The sequence below is a fragment of the Chitinophaga oryziterrae genome, assembly GCF_009758125.1.
Lineage (GTDB): Bacteria > Bacteroidota > Bacteroidia > Chitinophagales > Chitinophagaceae > Chitinophaga > Chitinophaga oryziterrae.
Genome location: NZ_WRXO01000008.1, coordinates 135,536 through 152,058, shown reverse-complemented (window position 1 = coordinate 152,058; position 16,523 = coordinate 135,536). Strand labels below are relative to the sequence as shown.

Genomic DNA, 16,523 nt, shown 5'->3' with positions numbered 1-16,523 from the left:
GCTGTAAATTATTACTTTTTAAGGTTATAAGCTACGTACCTGGTGTAGGTTCGGCACTTCCAGCTGGTAATTTACGTCAAAAATGCCTTTGGGCCCTTTTTCCTGCCGGTGTTGTGTGGGGTTTGCCCGTAAAATGTCTATCAGTTCTTTTTCTGATGGGTCTGCGTTGGGCAGGTTGTATATATCGTCTATTACCATGGCGGTGGCAATGAAGTCGTCTTTGGGATAATAGAAAGTCCCTTCGTTTCCCAGAGATTTGTCTATCACGGCACCCACTCTTTTACCCATGCGGGTAGTGATAGGGGCACAGAGAACGTGTACATTATCTACAGGAAGCTGCGGCATCAGCGCCACGCATACCCGGCAGAGGATCAGGCTACCGATGCCCATACCGGCAACTTCTTTGGAATTCCACATGCCGCAGATCTCTGCACTGCCTTTACGTACGTACGAGTAAATGTTAGGGTCATATTTTCCGATAGCAGTTTCAATGGGAAGTGGCAATACGCCGTCTGCTACCTGTACGCGGGCACCACCATATGTTTTGGTGCCGGTTTCATCTTCAACTATTACTACAATTGTATTCCTGTGTTGTAACCAATCTATATTACCCGATGTGATCTTGGCTATGCCGAAATGAATTTCCAGCAGTTTGCTATGGCCTTCGTAGAACCGCATACATGCTTCCGGATCATCAGGAGCAACAAAAGCCCTCACATTGATTGTTATACTCATTTGATAGCGCTTAAATATTGCTTACCTGATCAATTGTTCGAAATCTACATAATACCGCCCGGAGCTGCGGAGTTGATCCAGGATAATTCTGCGGCAGGTATCTGCTACCATGGCTCCCCCCAGTACCACTGATGATGCAAGCTGCGGCCAGGTAGTAATCGATTTCCCAATTTCAGTAAGAGAATATTTCATTTTGGGTGACATGTCCTTCATACCTACCATAGGACCCAGGATAGGTATTTTTTCTTCGGAGGTAAGGTTTTGTAAAGTTACCAGATCGAGATCAGGGATTAATCCATGCAATAAGGGGAGTTCCGGGTCCAGGTCAAAACGTTCTATATCCAGCATCCCGCGGTCGTTCATCTCCATCACTACCGGTATTTTCAGTTCCTTTGCCTTCATACGGCTGATGATCTTGATATCTATTCCATCACACTCTTCTACCAATATGTCCAACTGACCATTGCCAGTCATAAAATCCATCAGATTATCTTCTGTAGCGCCCTGGGTATAACACTTTACTTTGATAAAAGGGTCCAGTTCCGCTATTTCTCTGGCAGCTATCACTACTTTCGACTGGCTCAGGTTATAAATGCCCGTTCTGATACGGTTCATATTCGACAGCTCCAGTTCGTCAAAGTCGGCCAGCCTCAGTTCTCCGCACACTCTCTCCATGGCCAGCGTTAAAGCAATCGATTGTCCAACGGATAAACCAATGATACCGATTTTCTTTGTTCCCAGTATGGCAGCTTCTTCATCTGTGATCTTGTGTTTGTTCCTGCTTGTACGCAGTTCAACAAACTCCTTCTCGTCCAGTATATGTACAACACGGCCGGACCATGGGAAATAAACCCATACACCTATCGTTGATAAAGAAGCGTTCCCGAGGAACTCGTTTATTTGCTGCTCAGATTCTTCGGTCGTAAGGCGTTTTGCCGGATTACGGATTTTCATCAACTCACTCAGTTGAGAAGAGATCTGGTCATATACCTGTATATGTGGTTTAGAGGCAAGCAGGGCTAATAATGCATCGTATTCCTGTTGATTCTTTAATCGGTAAAATACGGGTGTATAATTATCCGGCTCTTTTTGCTGTTGTTTTATATATTCTTCTAATTCTATCATTTTGCCTGGCATAAAAAATTTATTGAACAATGTACGGGCCTACTGGAATGGTTAGTATGGTATGAAAAAAAAGCATGATATAATATTGCTGTACAGCAGATCTAAAAATGTAAAATGTTGTGTTCCGGTATAGTGTGGACCTGGTAAATAGGCGAGATAGCTGCTCTCTACATATACCATATAACTAATATGTAGCCTGGGATAAATTATTTTAATTGGTCAAATAAAAAGTTTCACATGAAAGCGTAAGGTAAAATAACAATTAATTTGAAAATATTGTGCAAAGAGGCAGTTATTTTATGGATAATCCTTATTTTCTTTCAGATACATTATCATAAATTAAAATTTAATAATATTGGTGTAGAATTTGCTGCTTTCAGCATACATCAGTTCTTCACTTTTATTTAATTTCTTTGTATATGGACAAGAGAGAATTTATTAAGCTGGGTGGCCTTGCAGGCGTAGCCGCTTTAATCAATCCAACAGGTATAATCGCAGCTCCTTCAATCCGCCGCGGTTCTGTTGACAGCCCTAAAGCTCCTTTTGAAGTACCCAAGTTAACATATGCGTACGATGCGCTTGAACCTCATATCGACAAAATGACGATGGAGATTCATCATGATAAACATCATGCCGCCTATGTGAAAAATCTGAATGATAACATCAAGGGCTCTGCTTACGAAAAGTTTACGCTCGACGAGATACTGGCAAAAGTAAAGCCGGAAGACAAAGCAATCCGTAACAATGCAGGGGGACATTATAACCACTCGCTGTTCTGGACTTTGCTCTCCCCGCAAAAAACAACACCTTCAGATAAATTAAAAGCTGCTATCACCAGCAACTTCACTTCATGGGAGAAATTCCAGGATACCTTCAATACTGCTGCTAAAACAGTATTCGGTTCAGGTTGGGCATGGCTGATAGTAACACCTGCTAAAAAGCTGGCAGTAGTCTCAACTCCTAATCAGGATAACCCGTTAATGGATGGTATCGTGAAAGATCATGGTACTCCTGTCCTGGCACTGGATGTATGGGAACACGCATACTACCTGAAATATCATAACGTTCGTCCGGACTATATTACTGCTTTCTGGAATGTGATTAACTGGAACGAAGTAGAATCAAGATATAATGAAGCATTGAAAGGTTAATACCTGCCCGCAGTCTTCAAAAGTATTATTAAACACTAAACAGGCTCCGTCAGGAGCCTGTTTAGTGTTGTCGCAAACATATCGATGGTGTATTATTTCCTTTTGAAGAATACGAATCCGTTTTTCTCTCCGATCACTATAAGATTGGGGTTAGCCCTCCAGGGATCACTGTCTGTATTACGACAGATGAAATAGGTTGGTTTATCTACAGCCCCATTCAGCAACCAGTCTCTGTTATAATAATTCTTATTGGCAGGAGGCTGCTTCTTTGTATAGAACAGATAGGCATAACTATGATAACTCAGTACCTGCACATAATCATCTTTCCCTTCGTGCGACTTGAAAAATTCTATGGCAGCGCCCTGTGAGAATTGCTCAATCTTGGGTGTGAAATGTACAACGGTAATCTGCTCAATCAGTATAGTGCTAAGGAATAAACACAATAAACCTGTCTGCATCTTTTTACGGAACAGGAATACCGCACTCACCACTACCAGTATCATATATCCTGCACCATAAACCGCTTCCCAGCCAGACCAGGGTACTTGTGCCTGCAGGTTAGCCTGTGCAAAACGGTCCCCTATATAAGGGATCAGCGCCTGCTTGTACAGACCAACAATAGGTAATAATGCGATGGCAAGTCCCAGTAAAAGACCGATCAGCAGCATCAGGGCAATATTCCATGCATACAGTTGTACCTTCTTTTCTGTGATACGGTACAGTTGCCATGCCGCCAGGAAACTAAGCGGAAAATAACAGAGGGAAGAATAGTGTACGATTTTGGTTTCTACGATAGAGAACAGGATCAGCACCACCCAGAATAACACCCACATCCATATTTTGAAATCCTTTATTTCCTGTGATTGAGAGCCGCTGTAAATAGACTTGCCCTTACGGCCGCGGATATAAGAGAACAGGAACATACTGGCCGGGAAACATCCCAGGAGCAATACTATCCAGTGATAGAAGAAGGAGCCGCCATGTCCTGCATCCGGTGTGGTGAGCAATCTCACCTGGTAAATGATGAACTGATTCACGAACGACCAGCCATGGGAGAGAATCTCGTAACCAAACCAAAGCGCAGTAGTCAATGCTGTACAAAGCACAATAATGCCCAGTTGCAGCAGGGTTATACCGGTCTTTCCTTTTTTACAGATCCAGTATACCAGTAGTGTTAATAAACTTATGAGGATAGCCACAGGGCCTTTGGTCAGTACTGCCAGTCCCAGGAATATACCGCTTAATATAGCCATACGCGATGGCCTGGTAGCATATGTGATACGGAAAGCACAATAAATAGCAAGGAAGATGAAGAAGTTAAAAGTAGGGTCTATAATACCTGATTTGAAATAGAAATGAGGCAACCATGATCCGGCATAAGCCAGCGCCCACCATAATCCCAGTTTGGCATCAGCCAGTTTCCTGCCAATACCGTAAAGGCAGAGTAGCGTTGCGATACCGATAATAGCATTAGGAAAACGTGCAGCGAATTCGTTGATACCAAACAGATGCATACTGCCGGCCTGCAACCATATGAACAGGGGAGGTTTTTCCCAGAATGGCATGAAGTCGATCTGCACCTGTGAGTAATTATGGCTCACAATCATCTCCCTGGCAGCTTCTGCAAAATTAATCTCGTCCCAGTCAAACAGGTGTACAGCCCCCAGAAAGGGTATAAAAAGGATGGCTGCCGCAATGGCAATCAACAAGTATCTCATTCCATTCATTAGTTGATAGCTTTAATTTTGTTGATTAGCTAAATCAACTTAGACCTATGACCGGTTCCTGAACAATTTCAGGAGACGACTTGATTTTTCTTTGTTCGAACAGCATGTAAATGAACACACTGCTTAAAGTACCTATGATACTGCCTACATACACATCAATAAAGAAATGTTGTGCCAGATAAATTCTTGACCAGGCAGCGATCAGTCCCATTACTATGAATAACGCGCCGGCGAGTTTATTCTTACTGATCAGTGCAAGAAAGCAGAACATGGCAAAAGCGGTAGTGGTATGCCCCGAAGGAAAGCTATTGCTACCATGTACCGTTACCCATTTCACAGTATGTATCAGACTGGCATTGCCGAAATAGCTCATGGGCCTTGGCGCATTAAAGACATGTTTGGCCGTTTGTATGATTACTGTTACCAGTAACAGGATCGCAGCTGCATTAAAAAACAACCTGAATTTACGTAACAACAGAATGATCGCCAGCATAACAGCAAAGGTGATCCCATCCCCGATATAGGTTACGCCAGACATCAGGACATCGGCCCATGGTGCGTGTGCGTGATTGATAGCAAGAAATAATTCTTCATGTGTGAAGAAAAAGATCTGCAATACTCCACCAGTTACTACCCATAACAGGAACGGAACGAAGAACCATGGGTTCTTGCCGAACAGCGTAATCAGCGTTTTCAATAGTCGCGTTTTAAAAGTTGCAGGTTGTTGTGGACTACCGGCGGACTAAATGCCGGCAGTCTTCTTTTTTATATTTAAATTCTGTACGAATTGCTTAATTGTCCTGAAAATCTTGTTATAATAATCTTTGTTAAACAGTTGTGAATCGTTCAGCGCTTTCACTATCAGGAATACTGCAATAGGTATCAGTACGATGTTGGAAAGCCACATGCCACTCCAGGTAGCCATCACATCCTTACGCGCCATCTTTTCCCCCACCATGAAAAATATATTAAAGATAACAAAGAATATAACGGCAAAAATGAGTGGAGTACCTAAGCCTCCTTTTCTGATAATTGATCCCAGGGGGGCACCAATCAGGAACATTACAATACAGGAGAACGCCAGTGTGAATTTCCGCTGCCATTCTACCTTATGCAGGAGCAGGGTATTATGTTTATCTGCAAATTCCCTGGAAGGGCCTTCCAGGTTACTGATAGCATCACGGATATTCTGTTCTGTTCTCTCCGTTACATAACGTTGGGACTTCTCAGGTATTATGTCCTTGAAATGTTTTACGGTTAAAGGAGGCGCAGTGGCTAACCAGCCGGTGTCCTGCCATTTATAAAAAGGATACCGGGTAGTAACGTATGCGTTGACGGTGCGGGTGAACATTTTCTCCTGGATGGCCAGGGAGTCGATGGCTTTATCCAGCTGCCTTACGTTGAGCATTTGCTGGTTGGAGGCAAAGAGGCCCATATCCAGGCGACTGAAAGCAAAAGAGCTGAGGTCGAATGCTTTTTTATATTCCCGGAAGCCCAGGCGGATCATATCTCCCGGAATGGTAGCAGCACGGGCGCCCCGTTCTTCGTAGCGCCATCCTTTTTCCAGTACAAAATAAAGGAAGCGTTTGTCTTCAGACAGCAGCATGGTCCCTTTTTCAGCCAGGATCAGTTTATCCTGTCCGCCAGCGCTATGATCATAGATCATTACCTGGTGAATGGTTTTATTATCTTTTTCCTTACTGGCTACTTTAATGGTATAGTCCGGTATATCGGTATAAAACACACCAGCCTTGATATTAAAGGCAGGTTTGGAGTTGGTGATATCGTATAAGAGTGATTTTGCCCGCAGGTTGGCCACCGGCATGGCATAGTTATTAAAAAGGAAAGCGAGTACGGCAATGGTGGTGCATACCAGCAGGAGCGGGCGCATAAAGCGCAGTAATGAGATCCCGGATGATTTCAGGGCCACCAGTTCAAAGCTCTCTCCCAGGTTCCCGAAGGTCATGATAGAGGATAACAGCACGGCCAGTGGCAATGCCAGGGATACCAGGTTTGCGCTGGTATAGGTAATGAGTTCTATAATTACAGGCGTATCCAGTCCTTTTCCTACCAGGTCGTCGATGTATTTCCATAGGAATTGCATGACCAGTACGAATAAGGTAACAAAGAACGTGGCCACGAACGGACCTATAAATGTTTTAACGAGTAGCTTATCCAGTTTTTTCACAGCCGGCAGTTAGTTAGAGACTTCCGGATCGCAGTCCGAACTTTTCACAAATCTTACAAATTTAATATGAATTACGGATAGACCATGCTTTAAAATACCGTTAAATTATAAATTTATAGGATGAAGATACCCGCATTAACACCGGAAGAGCAGGAACTGATCGATAATGCAGGATGGATCTACCTGAAGAACAGTGCATTACAAAAGGTGATGGACTTGTTTGGGGGTTTGCAGGAAGCGTTGCAGGCACATCCTTTAACGGGGGAATTTCCGTTTCCGGAAGGTTGTCTGGCAAAAGGGGGGAAGATTTCCCGGGGAGAGCGATACAAGGAGTTACCGTATGCGATCCTGGATTATCCCAGGTTTTTTAGCAGGGAGGACATATTTGCGTTCCGGACCATGTTCTGGTGGGGACATTATTTTAGCGCCACCCTGCATCTGGCGGGTGAAGCCAAAGACAAGTATAGCGGGGTTCTGGCAAAAGCATGGTCATTACTGGCCACTCATCAGTTCCAGATCTATGTTAGGGAAGATCCCTGGGAGCATGATTTTGGGAACGGGAATTACAAATTAATATCAGCTATGCAGGCACAGGAATTTGAGCATCTTATATACCGGCTATCTTTTATTAAACTCGCTAAACCTTATAAATTAGCTCTTTGGGAAAAAATAATACCTGAAGTAGTAATGGACTACGCACTACTGCTACAGATATTAGTTAATAAGTAACATAATCAATTAGTTACCGATTCTGTGGAACAGGTCTTTCACCTGGTAATCCCACAGCTGGCTTTGATCAGCTATTTCTTTTTTCTCAGCAAAGTCTTTGACAATCAGGATCGTTTGGGTAGTTACTTCGGATATCTGGATGCGAAATTCAAAGAATTCTTCTTTGGGTGCATGTTTCCAATGTAAACGTATATACTCATTCTCCTGCTGCTCCAGTACTTCTGCTTCTTCCAGTGAACCATTCCATGAAAAGGAGAACACTCCGTCCCTGAAGTCGACTTTATCCGCAAACCATTCCTGCAGCCCTGCTGGGGTCGACAGGAACTCGTAAAGGATACTTGGTGAGCATCGTACGGGGTATTCTAACTCATATTGCACTTTCTTTGACATCGCTCAAGTAATTAGTAATTCAATATCATCTGGCTGCAATTATAGAAAATTATTTATTCTGTCAAAATTATTTCATGGTTTTTTTTAATAATTGCCCCAAATCTTTTTACACTTTATAAATAACAATTCTATTATAAAAAATAGAAATACATTAGCATTTGGAGACAATTTCTGACCCTTTTTGTTGCTGCGTATACGTTCTATGGGTTCAATAACGAACTTATGAATGATGAAACGTTTTTGCTTGAAAAGGATTTAACAAGTAAACATTTTTTTTGGCCACTGTCTAAAAAAACTTATTTTTGTCTTGCATTCATCAAATAGGTAACATTTTATTAACCTGTAACTGTTCCGAGTTATTATGTCAATGCGCCAACTGAAAATCACGAAGTCCATCACGAATAGGGAATCCCAGTCCCTGGAGAAATACTTACAGGAAATTGGGAAGGTGGATTTAATTACTCCTGAGGAAGAAGTAAACCTGGCCATCCGCATTAAGCAAGGAGATCAGAGAGCCCTCGAAAAGCTCACCAAAGCCAATTTACGTTTCGTGGTTTCTGTTGCAAAGCAGTACCAGAACCAGGGATTGTCGCTGAGTGATCTGATAAACGAAGGTAATCTTGGTCTGATTAAAGCGGCCCAGCGTTTCGATGAAACCCGCGGGTTCAAATTTATCTCTTATGCCGTATGGTGGATTCGTCAGTCTATCCTGCAGGCATTGGCAGAACAGAGCCGTATCGTACGCCTGCCGCTTAACAAAGTAGGTCTGAGCAATAAGATCAGCAAGGCTTATTCCCAGCTGGAACAGGAATTTGAGAGAGAACCGTCTCCGGATGAACTGGCTACTATCCTGGAAATCAATACGGAAGAAGTGGAAGCCACTTTAGGTGTCGCCGCCCGTCACGTATCCATGGATGCACCTTTCATAGATGGTGAAGATAATTCGCTGCTGGATGTACTGGCCAATCCGAATGCCGTAAGTGCAGATGAAGAACTGGAACACCATGATTCTTTGCGCCGCGAAATAGAACGCTCTTTGTCCACTCTTACAGACAGGCAGAAAGATGTGATCATCCTTTACTTCGGTATAGCTGTTGAGCACCCTATGTCCCTGGAAGATATCGGTGAAAAATTTGGACTTACCCGCGAAAGGGTCCGTCAGATCAAAGATAAAGCGATCACCAAACTGCGTACTACTTCCCGTAGCAAGCTGCTGAGGAACTATTTAGGAAGCTGATTAATTGCTAAATGCAATTAGCGAACATATTTAAAAGGTGAATATCGGGCAGATATTCACCTTTTTTTGTTAATTATAGCTGCCCACTGGTTTGCATGCTACTTTATACTATTTTTGCAACCCTTGGGAAGCTCCCATTTTTAAAAAACAGATTACTAATGTTCGAATCATTATCAGAGCGGCTCGACTCGGCGTTCAAGCAACTGAAAGGTGAAGGCCGTATCAGCGAAATAAATGTGGCCAGCACGGTGAAAGAAATACGCCGCGCACTGGTGGATGCTGACGTAAACTATAAGATAGCCAAGGACTTTACAGACAGGGTAAGAGAAAAAGCCCTGGGTGAGAAGGTAATTACTGCCATTTCCCCCAGCCAGCTGATGGTGAAGATCGTGAAGGACGAACTGGCAGAACTGATGGGTGGGGCAGAAGCCGAACTGGATATCAAATCCAATCCTTCCATTATCCTCATCGCAGGTTTACAGGGTTCCGGTAAAACCACCTTCTCTGGTAAACTGGCTAACTTCCTCAAAACCAAAAAAGGGAAAAAGCCTTTGCTGGTAGCAGCAGATATCTACCGCCCTGCGGCGATAGACCAGCTGAAAGTACTGGGAGAGCAGATCGGTGTGGAAGTGTACAATGAACCGGAAAACAAAAATGCGGTGCAGATAGCCCAGAACGCTATCCAGCATGCTAAACAGAATAATTACAACGTTATCATCATAGATACAGCCGGCCGTCTGGCGGTAGATGAAGTGATGATGACCGAAGTGGCCAATATCAAAACTGCTGTAAAACCCAACGAGATCCTTTTTGTCGTAGATGCTATGACAGGACAGGATGCCGTTAACACCGCCAAAGCGTTCAATGAACGCCTGGACTTCAGCGGTGTGGTACTGACCAAGCTGGACGGTGATACCCGCGGTGGGGCTGCCCTTACGATCAAATACACGGTGGAGAAACCCATCAAGTTTGTAAGTATGGGGGAAAAGCTGGATACCCTGGACGTATTCTATCCGGAACGTATGGCGCAACGTATCCTGGGGATGGGTGATATCACTACCCTGGTGGAACGTGCACAGGAACAGTTCAATGAAGAACAGGCAAAGAAACTGGAAAAGAAGATCCGTCAGAACCAGTTCGATTTTGATGACTTCCGGGAACAGTTACAGCAAATCAAGAAAATGGGTAACCTGAAAGACCTGATGGGGATGATCCCGGGGGTTGGGAAGGCCATTAAAGACCTGGATATCAGTGATGACGCATTCAAGGGCATAGAAGCGATGATAGGCTCTATGACGCCCCAGGAACGCGGTAATCCCGACCTGATCGATGGCAGCCGCCGCAAGCGTATTGCCAAAGGAGCAGGAAAAGAGATCCAGGATGTCAATCAATTCATGAAACAATTTGACCAAATGCGTCAAATGATGAAAATGATGAATAAATTTGGAACAGGCGGGAAAGGTTTAAAGGCGTTAGGGAGATAAAAATATTTTGGAATTGAGGCCTGTTTATCTCAATTCTGGAGAAAATATTTTGAACTTCCTTATTTACTACGTACTTTTGCAGCCCGATTAAATATTTTTTTAAACTCGCAAAAAAATAATTCGAATTATTTATGCCAGTAAAGATCAGATTACAACGTCATGGCGCTAAGAAAAGACCATTTTATTTTATTGTAGTAGCCGATGCTCGCGCGCCCAGAGATGGTAAATTCATCCAGAAGATCGGTACTTACAATCCGCTGACTGTTCCTGCATCTATCAATATAGATACAGAGAAAGCATTGCGTTGGTTGCAGAAAGGTGCACAACCTACTGACACAGTTAGAAGAATCCTGTCATTTAAGGGTGTTCTTTACCTGAAACACTTACTGAGAGGTGTTAAGCTGGGTCTGTTCGACGAACCTACTGCATTCCAGAAATTTGAACAATGGCAGGCTGAACACGAGCAGAAAGTTGCTGCCCGTCGTGATAGCAAAAAGCCGGCAAGAGCAGTTCAGCCAATTATTAAAAGGGTAGAAGATGCTCCTGCGCAGTCTGAAGGCGGCGCTGAAGCTTAATCCAGCCTTTTAGGATCATATTGAAAAGGGAAATATTTGCGTGCAAATATTTCCCTTTTTCATGCAAAAGCATATGAATAATTACTTCAGTATCGGTAAACTGGTAGCCGTATTCGGTCTACAGGGGGAATACATCCTTAAGCACAGCCTGGGCAAAAAGACCACGCTGCAGGGAGTACATGCGCTTTTCGTAGAAGAACGCAAGAATTCCTTTATTCCGTACTTTGTACAGAAAACCAGTCCCAAGGACCACGAACATGTATTTGTGAAGTTCGAAGGCATTGATAATAAAGAAGATGCCCGCCGTTTATTACAAATGGGGGTATACATGGAAGAAGCTGATTTCAAGAAACAGACAGCCTCCTCTGCACCTTTATCTTTGCTGGGCTTTACCGTACACGACAAACAACTGGGGATACTGGGCGTTATTGAAGAAATTATCGAAATGCCCATGCAGGTACTGGCCAAGATAGTCATCACCGGAAAGGAAGTGTTACTGCCTATCAATGACCAGTCACTCGTAAAGGTGGATAAGAAGGGGCAGATTGTGCATGTAGACCTTCCCGAAGGATTACTGGATATATATTTAGCGTAACCATGAGAATAGATATCATTTCCGTACAACCCGGGCTGCTGGAAAGCCCTTTTTCGCACTCTATCTTAAAAAGAGCGCAAACAAAGGGATTGCTGGAAGTTCACGTACATAACTTACGTGATTACTCCACACAGAAGCAAAAACAGGTAGATGACTGCCAGTTTGGCGGTGGGGCCGGTATGGTAATGATGCTCGAACCCATAGTAAGGGCCATCGAAACGCTGCAGGAAACGGTGACATACGACGAAATCATATACCTGACGCCCGACGGGAAAACACTGAACCAACAGATTGCCAACCAGTTATCCCTCAAAGGGAACCTGTTGCTGCTGTGTGGGCACTACAAAGGCATAGACCAGCGCATCCGCGAACACTTCGTAACAAAGGAGATCTCCATTGGTGATTATGTATTGTCCGGCGGAGAACTGGCAGCTGCCGTACTCGTAGACGCCATCGGCCGCCTGATACCCGGGGTGCTGAATGACGAAACATCGGCCCTGCTGGACTCATTTCAGGACAATCTCCTGGCACCGCCTGTATATACCCGTCCGGAAGAATTCAGGGGCTGGAGAGTGCCGGACGTGCTGTTAAGCGGAGATCATAAGAAGATAGACGACTGGCGGCATGAACAGGCGCTGGAACGCACAAAGGAACGCCGTCCTGATTTATTATAGAAGATCCGGGAAATCTGGGGGAACGGAGTGGTAGTGTAGCCGGTTTCTCAAATTTCTTTCTGATTTAATTTGGATTTTGATATTTCTTAAATTACCTTTGCACTCCGATAAATATTTGAATGATGAACGCTATTTCTTTTGTTCACGAGCAACTGACAGGTAACAAAACATACCCTAAGTTTAAGGCCGGTGACAATGTCACTGTAAATTATAAAATTGTAGAAGGTAACAAGGAGAGGATCCAGTCCTTTAAAGGGGACGTGGTGAAAATCCAGGGTACTGGCTTTACCGCATCTTTTACAGTTAGAAAGATCTCCGATGGAGTTGGTGTAGAAAGGGTATTCCCTCTGTTCTCACCTAACATCGATGGTATCCTGCTGCATAAAGTAGGTAAGGTAAGAAGGGCAAAGCTGTATTATCTGCGCGAACGTGCTGGTAAAGCTGCCCGTATTAAAGAGAAAAGGGTTTAGTATAAATACAGGGAAATTAGTGATAACGGGGACCTTTCCGGTCTCCGTTTTTATTTCATTGGGTGAAGATCGCATGAATTTGCAGTCTTCACCTTTTCTATTTAATACGGCTGAGCTTCCACTCTTAAAATAAAATTAAAACTCCCTATCCCCCGGCCGGCATTGAAGAAATCCCGAATATAATTGTCTATCTTTGTTTGCTTAACATTATAAAAACTGAGAAAATGACTGCCGTTATCGCAAAAGCACCACTCTTATTGTTTCAGGATCTGGGTATGACTGAAATTCTTTTGATCGCAATGGTTGTACTGTTATTATTTGGTGGTAAGAAAATCCCTGAACTGATGAAAGGCCTTGGTAAAGGTATCCGTGAGTTCAATGATGCCAAGAATAACGTTCGTAAGGAAATTGAAGATGGTATGAAGGACCAGCCTTCTACTACTGATCAGAAAAGCGTTTGATATAACTGAAAGTCCCTTTAATCGGGGACTGCCTCAGTACTATATCCTGACCTTATTATTTATTAATGTTCAAACTGTATTGGGGGACGAGTACTAGCTCTGACCAATATGCCACCGGTATATTCCGGCGCGCCAACTGACCTGGCCTACGTTTGATTGATTATCTTATCTTATTAAGCAATTATCTGGTTTGTCTAAATTCAGCAGTATATCAGCTTTCCATGAAGCACTATACGCCGGCAGGATTACTTGTACGGAAATGGTACAACTGTACCTTGACCGTATCAGTAAGACAAAACACCTGAACGCTTTCCTGGAAGTTTTTGAAAAGGAAGCCCTGGAGAAAGCACAGGCACTCGACACCCGTGTACAAAAAGGGGAACAGTTGGGAATGCTTGGAGGTGTTGTTGTGGGCATCAAAGATGTTATCTGTTATAAAGGGCACAAAATAAGCGCAGCTTCGCGCATGCTGGAAGATTTCACTTCCCTGTATTCCGCCACCGCCGTAGAAAGGCTGCTGGCGGAAGATGCTATTATCATAGGCAATCTTAACTGTGACGAATTTGCCATGGGGTCCACAAATGAGAACTCAGCACATGGCCCTGTTTTGAACGCATTGGATACCAGCCGGGTTCCGGGTGGGTCTTCAGGTGGTTCGGCAGTAGCGGTACAGGCTGATCTGTGTATGGTAAGTCTTGGCAGTGACACAGGTGGCTCTGTAAGGCAGCCGGCAGACTTTTGTGGTATAGTAGGCTTAAAGCCCACCTATGGCCGCATTTCACGGTACGGGCTGATTGCTTATGCGTCTTCTTTTGACCAGATTGGCATTTTTGGCAGGAATGTTGCAGATGTTGCGAAGGTTCTACAAACAATTGCTGGTCCGGATGAGTATGATAGCACTGTTTCTACGGAAAAAGTGCCTGATTATCAATCGTTGAACAATAAATCCTGGAAAATAGCGTATTTAAAAGATGCGTTGATGCATCCGGGACTGGACGCAGAAATGAAAGAAGGCTATAGTCTCTTCCTGGAAGAACTGGAAACCGCCGGTAATACTGTCTCTGCCGCGGATTTCGCCTATCTCGATTACGTAGTTCCTGCATATTATGTATTAACTACGGCCGAGGCCTCCTCCAACCTTTCCAGGTTCGATGGAGTAAAATACGGGCATAGAACTCCCTTAAAAAACCTGGACCTGGTTGACTTTTACAAAAAAAGCAGGTCTGAAGGTTTTGGAATGGAAGTAAAACGACGTATATTACTGGGAACATTTGTGCTGAGTGCAGGGTATTACGATGCCTATTACACGAAAGCTCAACAGGTTAGACGACTGGTAGTAGATAAATTATCAGAAATCCTGTCCCAATACGACGCGATTATTATGCCAACAGTGCCTTCAACGGCATTTAAAATAGGGGAGAAAACAAACGATCCTATAGCCATGTACCTGGCAGACATTTATACGGTACTGGCAAATCTGGGAGGGGTTCCGGCTATTTCGGTCCCTTTAAGTCGGCATTCAAACGGAATGCCGTATGGTGTACAGATCATCACAAAGCAATTTAGCGAAGCGAACCTGTTAAGCATTGCAGAACATGTAATGCAGACAAGACAGGTCACTCCTGTTTAAAATAAATATGTGTATGAGGAAAATCTTATTAGTACTGCTGTTACCTGTTTTGGGTGCATGGCATTCTGAGGCGAAAGGGAACAACAGTGTATCTGTAAACATGACGGCATCTTCCTATGAGGCGCCGGATACTACAGTACTTAACCGTAAAGTGCGTTTGCCTAAGGACACTTCGGGGCCTTCCGCAACCGCTGTAGCGGTGCGTCGGAACGCACAAAGCCTGCCCGCCAGCATTAGTAGCCCCAAGGTCTACGAACAAATCAATAATAACATAGTAGCAGGTTACATTAACAACTTTGCCAGCAGATATAGCCAACACCTGCAGGTAATGATTGCCAAAGGACAACCATACTTCATTATGGTTGAAAAGATCTTCAGAGAAAATGGGATCCCCGAGGAAATGAAATATCTGGCTGTAATAGAATCCAGCTTTAATACAAATGCCCGTTCCCGTGTGGGAGCTGTAGGTGCCTGGCAGTTCATGACCGGTACTGCACGCATCTTCGGCTTGAGTGTTGGTAAAAAAGTGGACGAACGGAAAGATTTCTACAAATCAACCGTGGCAGCAGCAAAATTCTTAAATGAACTCTATGACCAGTTCGGCGACTGGCTCCTGGTAGTAGCAGCTTATAACTGCGGTGCAGGTGGCGTAAAACGCGCCATGAATGCAAGCGGCCGCAGCGATTTCTGGGGTATGCAGTACTTCCTGCCTGCCGAATCACGTAACCACGTGTACAAATTCATCGCTACAGGTTATATATTAGACAGGTTCAATAACTTCTTCGGTGTAGGCGACGATGGTGATAAAATCATCCCTGCCAACATCCCGGCTTCTGCAGCAATAGTTAGCTCTATGGCTTCAGAACTCACAGAAGACGAAATATTCAACACCGTAGAATTCAATATTTCCGGCAAATACAAGATGGAGGCAATCGCCAAACGCCTGAATATGGGAAGAGCTGAACTGGACCACCTGAACCCCGATTTCGAGAAATTGATGTCAGGCCCTTCAAACAGCTACGACTTACGTGTGCCTAAAGAGAAAATGCAACAGTTCCAGGCAGAAAAAGAAGAAATCCTGAAAGAATCTCTTCAGATGATGCTGGACGAAAAAGCAACTGGTGTAGATAAATCCAAGTTCCCGCCGCCAGCAAAAATGGCAGCGATTCCTGAAGCGAAAGCAAAGAGGACATCTGCTTCAACAAGAGCAAAGCACACAGCAAAGCACAAAACAGCGGTAAAGAGCAAATCAGCAGCTAAGAAAGGAACAGCTGGTAAGAAAACTATCTCTGCAAAGAAGAAAGCAAACAAATAAAGATATTCTGATAAAGAACAAAAAGGCTGGTCATATG

The 16,523-nt window shown here is 43.9% G+C and carries 17 protein-coding genes; 11 read left to right on the top strand and 6 right to left on the bottom strand.

From position 1 onward, the window contains the following. Nucleotides 1–24: 24 nt before the first annotated feature. Both GO495_RS23610 and GO495_RS23605 read right to left on the bottom strand, forming a co-directional pair. Nucleotides 25–735, bottom strand: a complete 711-nt coding sequence (locus tag GO495_RS23610) for a hypothetical protein (protein WP_157302371.1) — start codon at nt 733–735, stop codon at nt 25–27. A 21-nt stretch (nt 736–756) separates the two neighbouring features. Beyond that, complete coding sequence (locus GO495_RS23605; RefSeq protein ID WP_157302369.1) at nt 757–1,872, bottom strand: ThiF family adenylyltransferase; 1,116 nt, start codon at nt 1,870–1,872, stop codon at nt 757–759. 407 nt (nt 1,873–2,279) lie between these two features. On the opposite strand from GO495_RS23605, the gene GO495_RS23600 reads away from it, so the two are divergent. Next, the gene (locus GO495_RS23600; RefSeq protein WP_157302367.1) at nt 2,280–3,011 is read left to right on the top strand and encodes a superoxide dismutase; all 732 of its coding nucleotides are present in this window, start codon (nt 2,280–2,282) and stop codon (nt 3,009–3,011) included. Nucleotides 3,012–3,103: 92 nt separating this feature from the next. On the opposite strand, the gene GO495_RS23595 is transcribed toward GO495_RS23600, so the two are convergent. From GO495_RS23595 to GO495_RS23585, 3 genes are read right to left on the bottom strand one after another with little or no spacing between them, the layout of a single operon-like run. Next, a complete protein-coding gene (locus GO495_RS23595; RefSeq protein WP_205691314.1) occupies nt 3,104–4,729 on the bottom strand; it encodes an ArnT family glycosyltransferase in 1,626 nt (541 codons plus the stop codon). 43 nt (nt 4,730–4,772) lie between these two features. Beyond that, complete coding sequence (locus GO495_RS23590; RefSeq protein WP_157302363.1) at nt 4,773–5,435, bottom strand: phosphatase PAP2 family protein; 663 nt, start codon at nt 5,433–5,435, stop codon at nt 4,773–4,775. A 45-nt stretch (nt 5,436–5,480) separates the two neighbouring features. Continuing rightward, nucleotides 5,481–6,926 (bottom strand): LptF/LptG family permease, encoded by a 1,446-nt coding sequence (locus GO495_RS23585; protein WP_338075457.1) that lies wholly within the window; start codon nt 6,924–6,926, stop codon nt 5,481–5,483. Between the two features lie 120 nt (nt 6,927–7,046). Here GO495_RS23585 and GO495_RS23580 point away from each other — a divergent pair, with 120 nt between their 5' ends. Further along, a complete protein-coding gene (locus tag GO495_RS23580) occupies nt 7,047–7,655 on the top strand; it encodes a hypothetical protein (RefSeq protein WP_157302361.1) in 609 nt (202 codons plus the stop codon). A gap of 9 nt (nt 7,656–7,664) precedes the next feature. Here GO495_RS23580 and GO495_RS23575 read toward each other — a convergent pair whose 3' ends face one another. After that, nucleotides 7,665–8,045 (bottom strand): START-like domain-containing protein, encoded by a 381-nt coding sequence (locus GO495_RS23575; protein ID WP_157302359.1) that lies wholly within the window; start codon nt 8,043–8,045, stop codon nt 7,665–7,667. 367 nt (nt 8,046–8,412) lie between these two features. Here GO495_RS23575 and GO495_RS23570 point away from each other — a divergent pair, with 367 nt between their 5' ends. The 9 genes from GO495_RS23570 (at nt 8,413) to GO495_RS23530 (ending at nt 16,486) form a co-directional block, all read left to right on the top strand. Further along, nucleotides 8,413–9,282, top strand: coding sequence for a sigma-70 family RNA polymerase sigma factor (locus GO495_RS23570; RefSeq protein ID WP_089782218.1), 870 nt, complete (start codon nt 8,413–8,415; stop codon nt 9,280–9,282). A 158-nt stretch (nt 9,283–9,440) separates the two neighbouring features. Beyond that, entirely contained in the window at nt 9,441–10,766 is a 1,326-nt protein-coding gene (ffh, locus tag GO495_RS23565; RefSeq protein ID WP_157302357.1) for a signal recognition particle protein, read from the top strand. Nucleotides 10,767–10,897: 131 nt separating this feature from the next. Further along, entirely contained in the window at nt 10,898–11,341 is a 444-nt protein-coding gene (gene rpsP, locus GO495_RS32820; RefSeq protein ID WP_157302355.1) for a 30S ribosomal protein S16, read from the top strand. Between the two features lie 61 nt (nt 11,342–11,402). Next, complete coding sequence (gene rimM, locus GO495_RS23555) at nt 11,403–11,936, top strand: ribosome maturation factor RimM (protein ID WP_240915311.1); 534 nt, start codon at nt 11,403–11,405, stop codon at nt 11,934–11,936. Between the two features lie 2 nt (nt 11,937–11,938). Then, on the top strand, nt 11,939–12,610 hold the full coding sequence (gene trmD, locus GO495_RS23550) for a tRNA (guanosine(37)-N1)-methyltransferase TrmD (RefSeq protein ID WP_157302353.1): 672 nt from the start codon (nt 11,939–11,941) through the stop codon (nt 12,608–12,610). Between the two features lie 119 nt (nt 12,611–12,729). After that, nucleotides 12,730–13,080: a 50S ribosomal protein L19 gene (gene rplS / locus GO495_RS23545; RefSeq protein ID WP_425549819.1), complete on the top strand. Its 351-nt coding sequence runs from the start codon at nt 12,730–12,732 to the stop codon at nt 13,078–13,080. Between the two features lie 224 nt (nt 13,081–13,304). Next, nucleotides 13,305–13,541 carry a Sec-independent protein translocase subunit TatA/TatB gene (locus tag GO495_RS23540; RefSeq protein WP_089782222.1) on the top strand — a complete coding sequence of 79 codons (237 nt, stop codon included), beginning with the start codon at nt 13,305–13,307 and terminating at the stop codon, nt 13,539–13,541. Between the two features lie 190 nt (nt 13,542–13,731). Next, nucleotides 13,732–15,171 (top strand): Asp-tRNA(Asn)/Glu-tRNA(Gln) amidotransferase subunit GatA, encoded by a 1,440-nt coding sequence (gene gatA / locus GO495_RS23535; protein ID WP_157302351.1) that lies wholly within the window; start codon nt 13,732–13,734, stop codon nt 15,169–15,171. Nucleotides 15,172–15,184: 13 nt separating this feature from the next. Further along, the gene (locus GO495_RS23530) at nt 15,185–16,486 is read left to right on the top strand and encodes a lytic transglycosylase domain-containing protein (RefSeq protein WP_157302349.1); all 1,302 of its coding nucleotides are present in this window, start codon (nt 15,185–15,187) and stop codon (nt 16,484–16,486) included. Nucleotides 16,487–16,523 lie beyond the last annotated feature (37 nt).